Raw genomic sequence first — 16,808 nt, forward strand, 5'->3', positions numbered from 1 at the left:
TTTATTCCATGCTGCCGATAACCACAAAACTGGATTTAAACGTCACTCATCAGGAGTATGGATTTATGGCAACCACCATCGCCTCTACTACATCTACTATCGGGTCGCTGACATCGACGCTGGGACTCGGCGTGGGTTCCAGCCTGGATCTGTCCTCGCTGCTGGAATCCATGCAGGCCGTGGAAGAACAGAAGCTGACGGTCATCAGCAATAAACAGACCGCCTATCAGGATAAATCCGACGCCTATGAGGCGCTGCAGACGGCGCTGGAAACCTATTCCACCGCCACGGCAAAACTGACCGACAGCGATCTGTTTAACGCCAAAAAAACCTCCACCAATACCGCGTTTACCACTGAAGTCAGTTCTTCCGCCACCTCCGGCAGCTACAGCGTTAACGTAACCCAGTTGGCAACCGCGCAAACGCTGGTCACAGAAACTCAAGACAGCAAAACTACTCAACTGGGCACCAGCGGGCTAAGCGATCGCACCTTAAGCATTACCGTCGGTACCGGCAGTGCGGTGAGCATCAGCCTGACCGACGATCAGACCACTCTGACCGGCATCGCCAGTGCGATTAACTCAGCCAACGCCGGCGTTACCGCCAGCATTGTGCAGTCCGGCGATAGCAGCTACCAGTTGACCATCACCTCCAATGAAACCGGTGAAGCCAATACTATCGCCATCAGCAGCAACGACAGCGCGCTGGAAAGCATTCTCGGCGATACCAGCACCACCCGCACCGAATCCGTTGCCGCGCAAAACGCCAAATTGACCGTTAACGGCGTGGCGATTGAGCGTAGCAGCAATACCGTTACCGATGTGCCGGCCGAGGGCGTGACGCTAACGCTGACTTCGACCTCCAGCGCGGCGGAAACGCTGACCATCAGTAAAAGCATTACCGACGCCACCAGCGCCATTAAAGCCTGGGCGACCGCCTATAATACCCTGCAGACCGCGTTTACCACCCTCTCCGATCCCGAACAGGATACCGGCGTGCTTTCCGGTGATTCGGTGCTGCGTTCGGTAAAAAATCAGCTTAAATCGTTATTAAGCACCGCACAGAGCAGCGACACGTTTAAGGTGGTCAATGAGCTGGGTATTACGCTGAAAAGCGACGGCACGTTATCCGTCAACGATACCGACCTGATCAACACCCTGACCGAGAACTCGTCGGCGGTCAGCGACTTTTTCGTCGGCGATGGCAAAACCACCGGGCTGGCGACGCAAATGGTGGCCAAAGTGGACACCTTTACCGCTACCAAAGGCACCATCGCCCAGGCGAAAGAAGATATCACCGATATGCTCAGCAACCTGAGCAAGCAGTACACCAAGGTGCAGACCAGCATCGAGTCCACCATGGCCCGCTACAAAACCCAGTTTGTTAAGCTGGACGTGTTGATGTCGGAAATGAGTACGCTGAGTACCTATCTGACCAACCAGTTTGAAGCGCTGACATCCAGCAGCAACAGTTAATTTTGGAGTTCACCATGTCAACGATGTACGGCTCTCAGGCCTATGCCAAAGTCGGATTGGAAAGCAGCGTGATGAGCGCCGGCCCGCACAAACTGATTACGCTGCTGTTCGACGGGGCATTAAGCGCGTTGATGCGCGCCGATATCTTTATTCAGCAGGGCGATACGGTTGCCAAAGGCAATGCCATCACCAAAGCGATCAAAATTATCAGCAGCGGGTTGCAGGCCTCGCTGGATATGCAAAAAGGCGGTGAAATCAGCCAGAATCTGGCCCAGCTTTACGATTATATGGTGCGGAAACTGCTGCACGTAAATTTATACAATGACCGTGATACGTTGGCGCAGATTATCGAGTTGCTGCGCGGCATCGCCGATTCCTGGAAAGAAATTGGCGAGGATACGCCGGAGCAGGCAAAGGCCGGCTAATATAAACATTCCTGTAGTTTTATCGCGTTTTACACAAGGAAAATGTAATGCACGTCAGTCAATCCATGCTGAGCGGCTATAAAAGTATATTAGACATTAGCATTAACATGCTTCAGCTGGCGCAGCAGGCTGACTGGGAGAAGTTGATCGAACTGGAACAACTGTACGTTAATGCCATCAATGAACTGCCCGCCATCACCGAAGAGCAGACCGATAAGACGACGTTATCAGAACAGCAGCAGATCCAGGATTGCCTGCAACAGATTCTGCATAATGAAAGCGAAATCAGCCGCTTGCTTAAAGAGCGGATGGAAGAGCTAAAAACGCTGATCGGGACGTCATCACGGCAAAAGTCGGTGAATCAGGCTTACCATAAATTTGCTGATGATGAGTCTATGTTGCCGGGAGATATAAGTTAACCAGACAGACGCCGCTTACGGCGGCTTGAAAGACAGACATCTCCCGCGCCAGCAAACGCAGACCCCGCCTAAGGCAGCGGAGAATAAGGGAAAGAGACGATGGTATAGGGCAGGAATGGCATTTTTCAGGGTAATACGGATTAACCAGATAATCGCTTATCGGTATTACACTGTCATATTCATAACTTCCTGGTAAGCCGAGACCAGCTTATTTCTTACCTGAATACCCATCTGTAATGAAAGAGAGGATTTTTGCAAATCAACCATCACATCATTAAGCGCTATGCCGGGCTTGCCCAGTTCAAAATCCTGCGCCTGAGTACGCGCCGCCTGTTGCTGCGTGCTGATTTTGTCAAGGGCGGACTTCAGCTCAGCGGCAAACCCACCATTGCTCACATTCGATGAGACGCCGCCACCTGCCTGCGCCTGTATCGCGGTTGCCTGCAACTGCTGCACTACGGACTCTATACCCTGAATTGACATTTCGTTACCACTACAAATTAAATCATGATGAAACCATACCAGATTATTGCGTCTTCTAACGCGCTAAATAGCTATAAAAAACACAGCTAATTCAGCCATCGAAAGTGTACCTACAAGGAAATAATGTCATTCCTCCCCATTGGAGGCAGCCATTGTTGATGCGAATAACGTTATAGCTCATCAGGGAGTCTGTTTTGTTGTTACTAATAATTATCAAGATGTTTACCATCAGGAATATTGCATGAGCTCCGTGAAAAGCAGCCCACTCTCAAAAGGTAGTGATGGATTGACAGCGCTGCTCAGTCGCTTACGGGCCAACCCTAAAATACCTTTATTAATAGCGGCCGCGGCAGCCATTGCCATTATTACCGCACTGGCCCTGTGGGCGAAGAGTCCGGACTATCGGGTGTTGTACAGCAATCTGAACGATCGCGATGGCGGAGCCATTGTACAACAGTTGACTCAGATGAATATCCCCTACCGCTTCGCTGAAGGTGGCGGGGCATTATTAATTCCGGCCGATAAGGTGCATGAAACCCGCTTGCGTCTGGCACAATCGGGGTTACCCAAAGGCGGCGCGGTTGGATTCGAATTGCTCGATCAGGAAAAATTCGGCATCAGCCAGTTTAGCGAGCAGATTAACTACCAGCGGGCGCTGGAAGGTGAATTATCCCGTACCATTGAAACCCTGGGACCGGTGCAAAATGCCCGGGTCCATCTGGCCATGCCGAAACCTTCGCTGTTCGTGCGCGAGCAAAAGGCGCCCTCCGCATCCGTTACTCTGAATCTGTATCCGGGACGGGCGCTGGATGAGGGGCAAATCAATGCCATCGCCTATATGGTATCCGGCAGCGTGGCCGGCCTTCCGCCCGATAACGTCACCGTGGTGGACCAGAACGGCCGTTTGCTGACGCAATCCGACGGCACTGGCCGCGATCTGAACGCCGCGCAGTTGAAATACACCAATGAAGTGGAAAGCCGCTATCAGCGCCGTATTGAAGCCATCCTGTCGCCGATGGTCGGGACCGGCAACGTTCATGCACAGGTAACGGCTCAGTTGGATTTCGCCAGCCGGGAACAGACCGACGAGCAGTATCAGCCTAATCAGGCGCCGGAAAAAGCCGCGATTCGCTCGCAGCAACTCAGCCAAAGTGAACAACGCGGCGGGGCAAATTCTGGCGGCGTGCCCGGGGCGCTGTCCAACCAGCCCTCCCCCGCACCTGTCGCTCCGATTACCACGCCTGCGGCCAATGCAAACAATAATGCCGCTAATCAGGCCGGGCAACAAAATAACGCAACAACCGCCCAAACCGCTGCCACTAGCCTGCCCGGCAATACCCGCCGCGACGAAACCACCAACTATGAGGTAGATCGCACCATCCGCCACACCAAGCAGAGTGCCGGAACGGTACAGCGTCTATCCGTAGCGGTGGTGGTCAACTATCTGCCGGCAGGTGAAGAGGGTCAACCCGCCGCCCTAACCGACGCGCAGTTGAAACAGATCGAAGATCTGACCCGCGAAGCCATGGGGTTCAGCAGCGAACGCGGCGATTCAATCAACGTGGTCAATACGCCCTTTACCCAGTCAACCGAGGGCGGCAGCGAGCTTCCATTCTGGCAGCAGCAGGCCTTCTTCGATCTGCTGATTAATGCCGGCCGCTGGCTGCTGGTGCTGATTGTCGCCTGGATATTATGGCGCAAGCTGGTGCGTCCGCAGTTGCAGAAGAAAACGCAGCAACAAGAGGCGGCGCTGGCTGCCGCCACTATGGGTAAAGGCGGAAAAGATGATGTGGTCGTGAACCTGAGCACATCGGAAGTAGAACTGCAAAGAAAATCGCAACAGCGTGTCAGCGCCGAATTGCAAAGCCAGCGCATCCGCGATCTGGCCGAAAATGACCCGCGCGTTGTCGCCTTGGTAATACGTCAATGGATGGGTAGTGAACTATGAGTCTGACTGGAACGGAAAAAAGCGCCATCTTATTGATGACGATCGGCGAAGATCGTGCGGCGGATGTGTTTACTCACCTCTCTACGCGTGAAGTCCAGCATCTGAGCGCATCCATGGCCAATATGCGTCAGGTTTCCCATCAGCAACTGACAGAAGTGCTGAAAGAGTTCGAAGTGGATGCCGAACAGTACGCCGCGCTGAGCGTCAATGCGGGCGATTATCTGCGTTCCGTGCTGGTCAAGGCGTTAGGTGAAGAGCGCGCCTCCAGCCTGTTGGAAGACATACTGGAGAGCCGTGAAACCACCTCGGGTATGGAAACCCTTAACTTTATGGAACCGCAAAGCGCCGCCGATCTGATTCGTGATGAGCATCCGCAGATTATCGCCACCATTCTGGTGCATCTGAAGCGCGCGCAGGCCGCCGATATTCTGGCGTTGTTCGATGAGCGCCTGCGCAACGACGTTATGCTGCGTATCGCCACCTTTGGCGGGGTGCAGCCTGCCGCACTGGCCGAACTGACCGAAGTGCTGAACGGTTTGCTTGACGGGCAAAACCTCAAGCGCAGCAAGATGGGCGGTGTGCGCACCGCCGCTGAGATTATCAACCTGATGAAAGCGCAGCAGGAAGAAGCGGTTATTGAAGCGGTACGCGAATTCGACGGCGAGCTGGCACAAAAAATTATCGACGAAATGTTCCTGTTCGAGAATCTGGTCGACGTGGACGACCGCAGTATTCAGCGGCTATTGCAGGAAGTGGAATCCGAATCGCTGCTGTTGGCGCTGAAAGGCGCAGACGAACCGCTGCGCGAAAAATTCCTGCGCAATATGTCGCAACGGGCGGCCGAAATTTTGCGCGACGACCTAACCACCCGCGGGCCGGTGCGGATGTCGCAGGTGGAAACCGAACAGAAAGCCATTCTGCTTATCGTTCGCCGTCTGGCCGACAGCGGCGAGATAATTATCGGCGGCGGCGAGGATACCTATGTCTGATGCCCTGAACGATCAACCATGGCAACGCTGGACACTGGACGACTTCGCCGCGCCGCCAGTCTCGCCAGCGCCGGAATCGCCATCCAGCGACGCGGATGAGCGAACGGAGGCGGCGGACGCGGTTGTTCAACCCGTTGACGAACTGCAAATATTGCGTGACCGTGTTCAGCAGGAAGCTTATCAGACGGGTTTTAGTCAGGGACAAAAACAGGGGTACGATGCCGGTTATCAGGCTGGATTGACAGCCGGTCAACAACAGGGGTTACAGGATGCTCACCAGCAGCAACAGCCGCTGACCGAGCAGTTGCAGCAGATGGTCACCGAATTCCAGCAAACGCTTGACGCGCTGGACAGCGTTATTCCCGCCCGGCTGATGCAGTTGGCGCTGACGGCCGCCAAACAAATTCTGGGACAGCCTCCGGTCTGCGACGGCACCGCCCTGCTCAATCAGATTCAGCAGTTGATTCAGCAGGAACCCATGTTAAGCGGCAAGCCTCAGCTACGCGTGCACCCGGCCGATCTCGAACGTATCGAGCAGGCTCTCGGCCCAACGCTAAGCCTGCACGGTTGGCGTCTGCTGGCGGATAATCAGCTTCACCCCGGCGGATGCAAAGTCAGTGCCGAAGAGGGCGATCTCGACGCCAGCCTGGCGACCCGCTGGCAGGAGCTGTGCCACCTTGCGGCACCGGGAGAGCTATGATGACGCAACGCCTCGCTCGCTGGATCTCGTCGCTGGATGTGCTTGAAAAGCGCATTGCCGCTACGCCGTCCGTACGTCGCTACGGCCGCCTGACGCGAGCGACCGGGTTAGTCCTTGAAGCCACGGGGCTGCATCTGCCGTTGGGCGCGACCTGTTTTATCGAGCGGCAAAACGGTCATCAGACCGAAGAGGTTGAAAGCGAAGTAGTCGGCTTTAAAGGGCAGAGTCTGTTTCTGATGCCGCTGGAAGAAGTTGAAGGCATTACGCCAGGCGCGCGAGTCTATGCCCGGCAAAGCCTTGAGGGCACCCCACAGGGGAAACAATTGCCGTTGGGACCCGAACTGCTCGGCAGAGTGCTGGACGGCAGCGCTAAACCGCTGGACGGTTTTCCTGCCCCGGAAACAGGTTATCGCGCGCCGTTGCTTACCGCACCATTCAATCCCTTGCAGCGTACCGCGATTGAACATGTTCTGGACGTTGGAGTACGCGCCATCAACGCGTTGTTGACCGTCGGCCGCGGCCAGCGTATGGGGCTATTTGCCGGCTCCGGCGTGGGTAAGAGCGTGCTGTTGGGGATGATGGCCCGTTACACCCAGGCGGATGTTATCGTGGTGGGGCTTATCGGCGAACGCGGTCGGGAAGTGAAGGATTTTATTGAAAATATTCTCGGCAGCGAAGGGCTGGCTCGTTCAGTGGTCATTGCCGCGCCGGCGGATGTGTCTCCCCTGCTGCGCATGCAGGGCGCGGCCTATGCCACGCGCATTGCCGAAGATTTCCGCGATCGGGGCCAGCACGTCTTGTTGATTATGGACTCCCTGACCCGCTATGCCATGGCCCAGCGCGAAATCGCCTTGGCGATTGGCGAACCACCGGCGACCAAAGGCTATCCGCCCTCCGTTTTTGCCAAGCTCCCGGCGCTGGTGGAACGCGCGGGTAACGGTATACATGGCGGCGGCTCCATCACCGCATTTTATACTGTGCTGACCGAAGGGGACGACCAGCAGGATCCGATAGCCGATTCCGCTCGCGCCATTCTTGACGGACACATTGTTCTGTCTCGTCAGTTGGCAGAGTCCGGCCATTATCCGGCCATCGATATCGAAGCGTCGATCAGCCGCGCCATGACGTCGCTGATCGACGAGCGCCACTACGCCACGGTACGTCAGTTTAAGCAATTGTTATCCAGCTATCAGCGCAATCGCGACCTTATCAGCGTGGGAGCCTATGCCAGCGGCAGCGATCCGATGTTGGATCGGGCGATTCAACTGTATCCGCAGTTGGAGGCTTTTTTGCAGCAGGGCATGTTTGAACGCTGCGACTATGAAACGGCGCGGCAGAATCTGGATATGCTTTTCCAGACAGATAGGGGCGCATGATGAAAAGTGAATCGCCGATGGAAACATTACGCGATCTGGCGCAAAAAGATGCGGACGAAGCAGCCGTACTACTGGGTAAAGTTCGCCAGTCGCATCTTCAAGCGCAAAAACAGCTCGACATGTTGCTGCAATATGAGGACGATTATAGGCAGCAATTGCAAAATAATCTGGGAAGCGGCATCGCCTCTAGCAATTGGCATAATTATCAACAATTTATACAAACGCTTGAAAAAGCGATCGAGCAACATCGGCAACAGTTGACGCTATGGAATCAGCGCTTGCAGCAGGCGATTCAAGCCTGGCAGGCAAAACAGCAACGTCTGAACGCTTTTGTCACATTGCAGGAACGAGCCACGCAGAAGCTGGTGCGGCAGGAAAACCGTCGCGAACAAAAACTGATGGATGAGTTTGCACAACGTACCTCGTTGAGGAAATAATTTATGAATCTGTCCACTGTCACCATGATTACTACAAATGACAATCAACGTGTTGACCAAAACGTTGTGAATAGTGGTATTCCCGATTTTTCTGCACCAGAGCAAAGTTTCGATCGGGTTCTTGCGTCTACGCTGAACAATAGTCAGAAAACCGCGGTGAAGGAAGAAAAAACGTCGGATAAAAATCAGGCGGATAGCGCCGAGCCGCAGGGCGCGGAGGTTGCTCAGGCCAGCGGCAGCGCCGAACAGGCATTGACGGAAGTCGCCGCGGAAAATGTATCTTTCCATAAGAGCAAAAAATCAACGCAGGATGAGAACGTCGATGCCGCCAGCGCGGATGTCGCGCTTTCTTTCGTTGCTGCCGGTATGCAGAGTGAGAGTAAAATAGCTTTACCCACCGCTGACGGCTCTACGGCGGTAGCGGTCGGGCAGAGTCCGGCGACGGCGGATGAAGCGACCCAATTGCTGGTTTCGATGATCCAGGCTAGCCAGACGCCGGCGAGTACGTCGGTTCCGGCGGCCAGCGTCGCCGCGGAAGGTACTGAGCAGGCGGCAACCGCAGCGATACTGGCGCCCGTAACGCAGGCGAAAGCATCAGCCACGGCAGTGGATAACAGCGCCTTTCTGGCGGAAGATAATGCGCCCGATACGCTGCCATCGGCCACCACGGCCTCGCAATCCAAATCTTCGCTCTCCGGCCGTAGTCTATCCGAACATAACGAAGCCATCGCCGATGTAAAGAGCCGCACACAGGCTCTACAGCAAGAAACCTCGCTCAGAGCCGGGTCTGACGCCGCATCATTTACTTCGGCCGGTCAGCACGACGCGCAGCCCGCCGGCAATCAGTCGTTATCCACCGCGACCGTTGCCGTACAGCAACCGGTATCCGTAAGTGCGCAAGCACCGGCAATTCAGACCAGCGCATCAATAGCGCCAACGATAACCGCGCAGATCAACGCGCAGTTGGGCAGCGACGAATGGCAACAGGCCGTCAGCCAGCAGGTGATTATGTTTACCCGCAACGGTCAGCAAAATGCGGAACTGCGACTGCACCCGCAGGAACTGGGGGCATTGCAAATCAGTCTCAAGTTGGATGACAACCAGGCCCATCTGCATCTGGTATCGGCAAACAGCCAGGTAAGAGCGGCGATGGAGGCAGCCCTCCCCCATCTGCGCACCTCAATGGCGGAAAGCGGCATCAACTTAGGGCAAGCCAGTGTGGGCAGTGATGCCTCGCCAGGGTGGCAGCAGCAGGAACAGCAGCAATTCCAGAGTGGAAGCGCCGAGCAAAGCCTATTGAATGAAGGCATTGGGGCGCAGACAGTCGTTCAAACAGCATCGGTCGCCGATGTGGCCGCCCTCTCTGGCAGAGTAGATATTTTTGCCTGACCTGTGTGAGTAAACGCACAAGTTAACGCGATTTTCTTGGTCTATTCCCGCTATTGATGGCCGGAATTGACGGGATAATCATTGATATTACGCATTAATTCAGAGCGCTGCTATTCTGCACTGGATATCAATAGTCACAGGAATTATCTTTAGCTATGTCTGAAAATGCACTCCCGTCAGGACGTAAACGCTCTGTTTGGCTTATCGTTTTGCTTATTATCCTCTTTGCCGGCGGCACCGCGGCGGGCGTAAGCTGGTGGTTTTTACATCAGCAAAAATCTGCCGCCGCCGAGCAGGTAGCGCCTCCGCCGCCAGAGCCGGTTTTTATGCCGTTGGATACGTTTACGGTTAATCTGGTCAACCCAGACAACGACCCTGACCGGGTACTGTATGTCGGTTTTACCCTGCGTTTGCCGGATGAGGCGACGCGCAGTCAGTTAAATAACTATTTGCCCGAAGTACGCAGCAGACTACTGTTGCTGCTTTCCCGCCAGAATGCGATCGAGCTGGCTCAAGAGCAGGGGAAACAGAAACTGGTGGAGGACATTAAACAGGTTCTAAGTACACCACTGGTTCCTGGTCAACCGAATCTGATCGTTACTGATGTTCTGTTCACTGCTTTTATACTGCGATAAATATTATGGGCGATAGCATTCTTTCTCAGGCAGAAATTGACGCACTACTGAACGGTGACAGCGATGGCGGCGAAAAACCGGATGTCGCCTCCGGAACCGATGGGGATGTCAGGCCCTACGATCCCAATACGCAACGCCGCGTCGTGCGGGAACGTTTACAGGCGTTGGAAATTATTAACGAGCGTTTTGCCCGCCAGTTTCGCATGGGGTTGTTCAACCTGTTAAGACGAAGCCCGGATATTACCGTCGGGGCGATAAAGATCCAGCCTTATCATGAGTTTGCCCGTAACCTTCCGGTGCCGACCAACCTGAACCTGATTCACCTCAAGCCGCTGCGCGGTACGGCTCTATTTGTTTTTTCGCCAAGCCTGGTGTTTATCGCCGTCGATAACCTATTTGGCGGCGACGGCCGATTCCCTACCAAGGTCGAAGGTCGTGAATTTACCCATACGGAACAGCGTGTTGTGAAGCGTATGCTACGTCTGGCGCTGGAGGCTTATAGCGATGCCTGGAACGCCATCTATAAACTCGATATAGAGTACGTTCGCTCCGAAATGCAGGTAAAGTTCACCAATATCACCACCTCCCCTAACGATATTGTAGTAACCACGCCTTTTCACGTTGAAATTGGTTCGCTGACCGGCGAATTTAACATCTGTATTCCTTTCGCGATGATTGAGCCGCTGCGTGAATTGCTGGTGAATCCGCCGTTGGAAAACTCGCAGCGGGAAGACCAAAGCTGGCGGGAAACCCTGACCAAACAGGTACAACATTCAGAGCTGGAACTGATAGCCAATTTTGTCGATATTCCTTTACGCCTGTCGCGGGTACTCAAATTGCAGCCCGGCGACGTACTGCCGATTGATAAACCGGAAAGATTAATTGCCCACGTTGACGGCGTTCCAGTGCTGACCGGGCAATACGGCACGCTGAACGGGCAATATGCCTTGCGTGTGGAACATTTAATTAACCCCATATTGAATTCTCTGAATGATGAGGAACAGCCCCATGAGTGACAACAAGAACCCGTCCGAAGAAAAGGATTCAGTGGACGATCTGTGGGCTGATGCGTTTAACGAGCAACAAGCCGCAGAAAAAACCACCGCCAGTACCGACGGCGTTTTCAACGCACTGGATGTGCAGGACGGTATCGGTTCGCTGCATGACATCGATCTTATCCTGGATATTCCGGTCAAACTTACGGTCGAACTGGGCCGCACCAAGATGACGATTAAGGAGCTCCTGCGTTTATCCCAGGGGTCGGTCGTCGCCCTGGACGGATTGGCCGGCGAACCGCTGGACATCCTGATTAACGGATATCTGATCGCCCAGGGGGAAGTGGTGGTTGTAGCGGATAAATATGGCGTCCGTATTACGGATATCATTACTCCGACCGAACGTATGCGTCGCTTGAGCCGCTAATGCTGAACTCGCTTCCATCATCTTCCCAGACTGCACTGTCGACCGTCCCGGCCGAAGCTCCCTTGACCGGTGGTATGCTGCTGACGCAGGTCGGCGGCGTACTTGGCGGGATCCTGCTGTTCATTCTTTTGATTGCCTGGCTAATGCGTAAACTGGGTTTTGCCCCGCAGACCAAGTCCAATAAATTGCTCAAGGTGGTTTCGGCATGTCAGGTCGGTCAGCGGGAAAGAGTGGTGATTGTTGAAGTGGATGACAGTTGGCTGGTGTTAGGCGTGACCACGCAAAACGTTACCCTGCTGCACACGCTGCCCGCCCGGCCGCAGGATAGCGTCGAATCCGCTCAGGCAAAGCCAATGGAGTTTGCCCGGTTGTTGCAAAAAGTATTAAAGCGTCCGGAAAAGCCGGAATGAATATGATCCAACGTCTATCATCCCGTTTATTGAAAGCGTCCCGCGGGTTGGCCTACCCGGTCGCCGGCAGTTTACTGCTGCTGTCTCCCGCCGTTTTTGCCCAGTTGCCGGGATTAGTGAGCCAGCCGCTGCCGAATGGAGGGCAAAGCTGGACGTTACCGGTTCAGACTCTGGTTCTACTGACGTCGCTGACGTTTATTCCGGCTGCGCTGCTGATGATGACCAGCTTTACCCGTATCATCATAGTGCTCAGCCTGTTGCGTAATGCGCTGGGCACCCCTTCGGCGCCGCCGAATCAGATACTGCTGGGGCTGAGCCTTTTTCTGACGTTTTTCATTATGTCGCCGGTGCTGACCAAGATTTATCAAGACGCCTACCTTCCGTTTAGCCAGGACAGCATCAGTATGGAGGTAGCGATCGAACGCGGCGCCCAGCCGTTGCGCGAATTTATGCTGCGTCAAACGCGCGAAGCCGATTTAGCGCTATTTACCCGCCTGGCCAATATCCCGGCACCGGAAGGCCCGGAAGCCGTTCCCATGCGCGTATTGTTGCCGTCTTTCGTCACCAGTGAATTGAAAACCGCGTTTCAGATCGGTTTTACCGTATTTATTCCTTTTCTTATTATCGATCTGGTGGTTGCCAGCGTCCTGATGGCGCTGGGGATGATGATGGTGCCGCCGGCGACGGTATCGCTGCCGTTTAAACTGATGCTGTTCGTGCTTATTGACGGTTGGCAGCTCCTTCTGGGTTCCCTGGCTCAGAGTTTTTATAGTTGATCTAAAAATAGTGTGGGGAAAAGAGCATGACACCAGAATCGGTAATGGCTCTCGGCTATGAAGCGATGAAAATCGCCTTGTTGCTGGCTGCGCCGCTGTTGCTTTCCGCGCTGTTTAGCGGATTGATCGTCAGCCTGTTGCAGGCGGCAACGCAGATTAATGAAATGACGCTCTCTTTTATTCCCAAGATATTGTCCGTATTTGTCGCCATTCTTATCGCCGGACCCTGGATGCTCAGTCTGATCCTTGATTATATGAGAACGCTTTTCAGCAATCTGCCGACCCTTATCGGTTAGCCATGATTGAATTAAATAGCCAGTCGTACGCTGAATGGTTGGTGCAATATTTCTGGCCTTTCGTCAGACTGCTGGCGCTAGTGGCGACCGCGCCGATACTTAGCGAACGGGAGATCAACTTTCGGGTGAAAATTGGTCTGTCCCTGCTGATAACCTTTCTTATTGCTCCGCATATCGAATTTAATCCAACGCCTATTTTTTCCGCCGCAGGGTTCTGGCTACTCTTGCAGCAGATGCTTATCGGTATTACGTTGGGACTCACCATGCAGTTGGCGTTTGCTATTTTCCGCCATGCCGGTGAAGTGATTGGCCTGCAGATGGGGCTATCTTTCGCCACCTTCTTCGACCCTTCCGGCGGTCCGAATATGCCGGTATTAGCACGGTTCCTGAATCTGCTGGCAATGATGCTGTTTCTGACCTTTGACGGCCATTTATGGCTGATTTCTCTACTAGCCGATAGCTTTCACACGCTCCCCATCGGCGGCGGGCCGTTAAATGCCAACGTTTTTCTATCCATAGCCAGAGCCGGCGGCATCATTTTTATTAACGGACTCATGTTGGCTTTGCCCATCATCACGCTGCTGCTGGTGATTAATATGGCGCTCGGGATATTAAACCGGGTTTCACCGCAGTTATCCGTCTTTGTTATTGGTTTTCCCGTTACGCTGACCGTAGGGATATTAACCATCGGATTACTGCTTCCCCTGATTGCCCCTTTCGCCGAACATGTATTTGGCGAAATCTTCGATTTGCTGGCCAATATATTGTCAGATTTGCCATCCTAATGGATAAAAAAATGTGTGTCATCATTACGATGACACACATAAAAAATGTGCCCGGTTTGTAGCACATTTAAATTACGTAAACGCTTTATCCGTTAATCTGGAATAATGATAAATCTTTCATACCGGAGAAGGCTTGCAGCGCTGCCTGCAATGTCGTCTGTTGTAAAATAAAGGAAGAATAGGTGGCGATCGGGTCGGCCTCGACCAATGAACTCATTCGATCCGAGTATAAAATATCCCGCGAACTGCCGATGGTAGTCAGCGTGGTCAATTCGTTAACTTTACTTCCGACTTCCGCCTGCACAGTGAGCACATTATCCAGCGAATTTCCGAGTCCGCGATTGGCTTTGTCCATCAATGCGGTATAAGCCTCGGTGTCTGCGTCGGTGCTTTCGTTCAGCGACATACTCAGGGCTTCCAGCGCATAATCAATGGTATTGAAGATATTGCTTTCGCTGTCGGAACCATCAGGCTCGGTGGTAAAACCGGCCGCCAGCGTCATAAATACGCTGCTGCCGGTGTTGCCGATGGTTAGCGTACGGCTTGAATCCACTTTCAGGCTGATTGCCGTATCGCCTCCCACGTAGCTGACATTGCCATCGGCATCGGCGGTAAAAGGCGCGGTATTCGTTGCATAACCGGCAAAAACATAATTACCGTTGCTGTCCGTACTGTTGGCCAGAGATAGCAGTTGATCTTTATATCCCTGCAATTCGGTGGCCATTGACTGGCGATCCGCATCACTGTAAGTGGTATTCCCCGCTTTCACCACCAGCGTCTGAATACTTTGCACCACGTCAACAACCTGCTCCAGTATGGTACTTTCCAGATTCAAACTACTGCTTGCGCTGGTACGCGCCGCGGTATATTGGCTGCTGGCCGCCTGAGTCTGCGCCAGAATAACCGCCTGAGAGGCGGCTATCGGATCGTCTGATGGCGAATTGACACTTTTCCCTGACGCCATTTGTAAGGCGGTATTCTGAAACTTGCTATTGACCTCGTTGATATTATTAATCAACGTCTGGTAACTGTTCATGGTGCTAAGACGCATGGGATCGTCCTCTTGCTGAATTTATGCCGTATGCGGGCGAGAATCAGTTATTCACTGCCGACAGTAATGAATCAAAAATAGTACTTGCAGTAGACAGTACCTTCGCATTGGCCAGGTAATACTGCTGATAACGCGTCAAATCGATATATTCTTCATTCAGATCAATACCTGAAATAGACTGCTGTTTTTCAGTAAGCTGATCGACAATACTGGATTGCACCGTACGATTGGTTTCCGCGCTTTGCGCTTTGACGCCGATATCACTGACCAGGGAAGCGTAGGCATCGTTAAAGGTCGCATTGCCGCCAATCAGATTTTGATTTTGCAAATCCAGTAATGCCAATGCGTTGCTATTATCGCTTTCACCGCCGCCGCTACCGGCCGCAATCAACGCGACATCCGTTATGCTGACGGATAAACTGTTGACGACATCGCTGACGGTATTGACGACAAAACTGTCATCCGCCGCCGCGTCGCCGTTCACGGTGATCGTCAGTCCATCAAAGCTTAAGGTGGTATTGCCGTCAACGTCGGTGTCGCTGTCCACCGTTATACTGGCGTTATCGGACACGCGCGTCACCTTCCAGGCGGAGCCATCATAGCTCACTGAGTAATCACTGGCTTTCACCGCGCTGGTATCGGTATAAGCGGCGGAAAGCGTGGCGGTGCCGCTATTTTTGGTGCTGCCGGCTACCGCAGGCGAAGAGAAGCTGAAGAATTCGGTTCCCGCAGCGCCCTTTAAATCCACGCCGGCTTGGTGCTGGGTATTAAAACTGTCCGCCAGGGTCAACGCCACCAGCCCAAGCTGATCGCGCGCGCTGTCCAGTACGTCGCTGCGAAAGGATAATAGCCCGCTGATGCTGCCGCCGGTCAGCGTACCCTCATCTATTTCGACTGGATCGCCGATGCCGTTATCATAAGCAATGGTAATACGGGAGGTATCCGTACTGGAGGCAACCGCGGTCAACTGATAGGCGGTATCTCCCTGAACCAGCGTCTGCCCGTTGGAAAGGCTGACATTAATGACGTTGCTGTCCTGGGTACTGACCGTGACGCCAACCAGTTTATTCAGGTTATCAATTAACAGATCGCGTTGATCCAGCAAATCATTGGCAGAAGTACCGCTGCTGCCCAAACGGGTTATTTGCTGGTTGATATCGGCGATCTGTGAGGCGTAGTTATTGACCAAATCAATGTTTGTCGACAGTTGCTGATTAATCGAGCTATCCATTTCACGCAGATAGTTATCCGCGCTGACAAACTGGTTGACCAGGCTTTGTGCGCTGCTGATTACCGTTTGGCGCGCCGAAGTATCGCTGGCGTTTTCCGTCAGCGACTGTAGGCCGGAGAAGAAGGAGGACATAATGGTGGAAAGACTGTTTTCACTGTCGGACAACAGATTATCCACCTGGGAAATTTGCTCGTAATAGGCATTGATCGACTGATAACTAGCCGTCGATGAGCGCAGCTGCGCCACGACCAGCGCGTCGTATGCGCGATCGACCGTCAGGATCTTCACCCCGGTACCCACAGTACCATAGCTGGTCGTCGTTCCCGCGCTTTCCGCCAGGCTGACGCTCTGACGGTTATAACCGTCGGTATTGGCGTTGGCAATATTATTTGATGTGGTGCTTAACGCAAGATTTGCCGCCTTCAGGCCTGAAGATGCAATGTTAATCAAAGAGCTGGCCATTATATTTCCTTCTTCTGCCATCGGGAAAACCCGATAACGCTTCGTCTATTCTGTTTATCGGCGTCCGGGAACAAAACTTGAGGAGAACTCAGGTAAAGA

General features: G+C 53.6%; 19 protein-coding genes. 16 read left to right on the plus strand and 3 right to left on the minus strand.

Annotated features, from left to right (window positions below; genetic code table 11):
- Positions 1 to 65 precede the first annotated feature (65 nt).
- From fliD to fliT, 3 genes are read left to right on the plus strand one after another with little or no spacing between them, the layout of a single operon-like run.
- Positions 66 to 1,475: a flagellar filament capping protein FliD gene (fliD, locus tag HOY33_RS02635; RefSeq protein ID WP_172288275.1), complete on the plus strand. Its 1,410-nt coding sequence runs from the start codon at positions 66 to 68 to the stop codon at positions 1,473 to 1,475.
- 14 nt (positions 1,476 to 1,489) lie between these two features.
- Entirely contained in the window at positions 1,490 to 1,900 is a 411-nt protein-coding gene (gene fliS / locus HOY33_RS02640) for a flagellar export chaperone FliS (protein WP_172288277.1), read from the plus strand.
- Between the two features lie 47 nt (positions 1,901 to 1,947).
- The gene (gene fliT, locus HOY33_RS02645) at positions 1,948 to 2,319 is read left to right on the plus strand and encodes a flagellar protein FliT (protein ID WP_172288279.1); all 372 of its coding nucleotides are present in this window, start codon (positions 1,948 to 1,950) and stop codon (positions 2,317 to 2,319) included.
- A gap of 165 nt (positions 2,320 to 2,484) precedes the next feature.
- On the opposite strand, the gene fliE is transcribed toward fliT, so the two are convergent.
- Complete coding sequence (gene fliE, locus HOY33_RS02650) at positions 2,485 to 2,802, minus strand: flagellar hook-basal body complex protein FliE (protein WP_172288281.1); 318 nt, start codon at positions 2,800 to 2,802, stop codon at positions 2,485 to 2,487.
- Positions 2,803 to 3,043: 241 nt separating this feature from the next.
- On the opposite strand from fliE, the gene fliF reads away from it, so the two are divergent.
- The 13 genes from fliF (at position 3,044) to fliR (ending at position 13,965) form a co-directional block, all read left to right on the plus strand.
- On the plus strand, positions 3,044 to 4,750 hold the full coding sequence (gene fliF, locus HOY33_RS02655) for a flagellar basal-body MS-ring/collar protein FliF (RefSeq protein WP_172288283.1): 1,707 nt from the start codon (positions 3,044 to 3,046) through the stop codon (positions 4,748 to 4,750).
- Positions 4,747 to 5,739 carry a flagellar motor switch protein FliG gene (fliG, locus tag HOY33_RS02660; protein WP_172288285.1) on the plus strand — a complete coding sequence of 331 codons (993 nt, stop codon included), beginning with the start codon at positions 4,747 to 4,749 and terminating at the stop codon, positions 5,737 to 5,739. Before fliF ends, fliG begins: the two co-directional genes overlap by 4 nt.
- Complete coding sequence (fliH, locus tag HOY33_RS02665; RefSeq protein ID WP_172288287.1) at positions 5,732 to 6,439, plus strand: flagellar assembly protein FliH; 708 nt, start codon at positions 5,732 to 5,734, stop codon at positions 6,437 to 6,439. The genes fliG and fliH overlap by 8 nt, the downstream gene beginning before the upstream one ends.
- The gene (gene fliI / locus HOY33_RS02670; protein WP_172288816.1) at positions 6,439 to 7,815 is read left to right on the plus strand and encodes a flagellar protein export ATPase FliI; all 1,377 of its coding nucleotides are present in this window, start codon (positions 6,439 to 6,441) and stop codon (positions 7,813 to 7,815) included. Before fliH ends, fliI begins: the two co-directional genes overlap by 1 nt.
- Positions 7,815 to 8,252 carry a flagellar export protein FliJ gene (gene fliJ, locus HOY33_RS02675; protein WP_172288818.1) on the plus strand — a complete coding sequence of 146 codons (438 nt, stop codon included), beginning with the start codon at positions 7,815 to 7,817 and terminating at the stop codon, positions 8,250 to 8,252. The genes fliI and fliJ overlap by 1 nt, the downstream gene beginning before the upstream one ends.
- Before the next feature lie 3 nt (positions 8,253 to 8,255).
- Complete coding sequence (locus HOY33_RS02680) at positions 8,256 to 9,641, plus strand: flagellar hook-length control protein FliK (protein WP_253906909.1); 1,386 nt, start codon at positions 8,256 to 8,258, stop codon at positions 9,639 to 9,641.
- A 155-nt stretch (positions 9,642 to 9,796) separates the two neighbouring features.
- On the plus strand, positions 9,797 to 10,276 hold the full coding sequence (gene fliL, locus HOY33_RS02685; protein WP_172288289.1) for a flagellar basal body-associated protein FliL: 480 nt from the start codon (positions 9,797 to 9,799) through the stop codon (positions 10,274 to 10,276).
- Between the two features lie 5 nt (positions 10,277 to 10,281).
- Positions 10,282 to 11,292, plus strand: a complete 1,011-nt coding sequence (gene fliM / locus HOY33_RS02690) for a flagellar motor switch protein FliM (RefSeq protein WP_172288291.1) — start codon at positions 10,282 to 10,284, stop codon at positions 11,290 to 11,292.
- Positions 11,285 to 11,698 (plus strand): flagellar motor switch protein FliN, encoded by a 414-nt coding sequence (gene fliN / locus HOY33_RS02695; RefSeq protein ID WP_172288293.1) that lies wholly within the window; start codon positions 11,285 to 11,287, stop codon positions 11,696 to 11,698. The genes fliM and fliN overlap by 8 nt, the downstream gene beginning before the upstream one ends.
- Positions 11,698 to 12,108 (plus strand): flagellar biosynthetic protein FliO, encoded by a 411-nt coding sequence (fliO, locus tag HOY33_RS02700; protein ID WP_253906910.1) that lies wholly within the window; start codon positions 11,698 to 11,700, stop codon positions 12,106 to 12,108. The genes fliN and fliO overlap by 1 nt, the downstream gene beginning before the upstream one ends.
- A 2-nt stretch (positions 12,109 to 12,110) precedes the next feature.
- Complete coding sequence (gene fliP, locus HOY33_RS02705) at positions 12,111 to 12,884, plus strand: flagellar type III secretion system pore protein FliP (protein WP_172288295.1); 774 nt, start codon at positions 12,111 to 12,113, stop codon at positions 12,882 to 12,884.
- 26 nt (positions 12,885 to 12,910) lie between these two features.
- Positions 12,911 to 13,180: a flagellar biosynthesis protein FliQ gene (gene fliQ, locus HOY33_RS02710; protein WP_172288297.1), complete on the plus strand. Its 270-nt coding sequence runs from the start codon at positions 12,911 to 12,913 to the stop codon at positions 13,178 to 13,180.
- 2 nt (positions 13,181 to 13,182) lie between these two features.
- Positions 13,183 to 13,965 (plus strand): flagellar biosynthetic protein FliR, encoded by a 783-nt coding sequence (gene fliR / locus HOY33_RS02715; RefSeq protein ID WP_172288299.1) that lies wholly within the window; start codon positions 13,183 to 13,185, stop codon positions 13,963 to 13,965.
- An 85-nt stretch (positions 13,966 to 14,050) separates the two neighbouring features.
- Here fliR and flgL read toward each other — a convergent pair whose 3' ends face one another.
- A complete protein-coding gene (gene flgL, locus HOY33_RS02720; protein ID WP_172288301.1) occupies positions 14,051 to 15,016 on the minus strand; it encodes a flagellar hook-associated protein FlgL in 966 nt (321 codons plus the stop codon).
- A 43-nt stretch (positions 15,017 to 15,059) separates the two neighbouring features.
- Positions 15,060 to 16,709, minus strand: coding sequence for a flagellar hook-associated protein FlgK (gene flgK / locus HOY33_RS02725; RefSeq protein ID WP_172288303.1), 1,650 nt, complete (start codon positions 16,707 to 16,709; stop codon positions 15,060 to 15,062).
- Positions 16,710 to 16,808 lie beyond the last annotated feature (99 nt).

It is taken from the genome of Brenneria sp. hezel4-2-4, assembly GCF_013155275.1.
Lineage (GTDB): Bacteria > Pseudomonadota > Gammaproteobacteria > Enterobacterales > Enterobacteriaceae > Brenneria.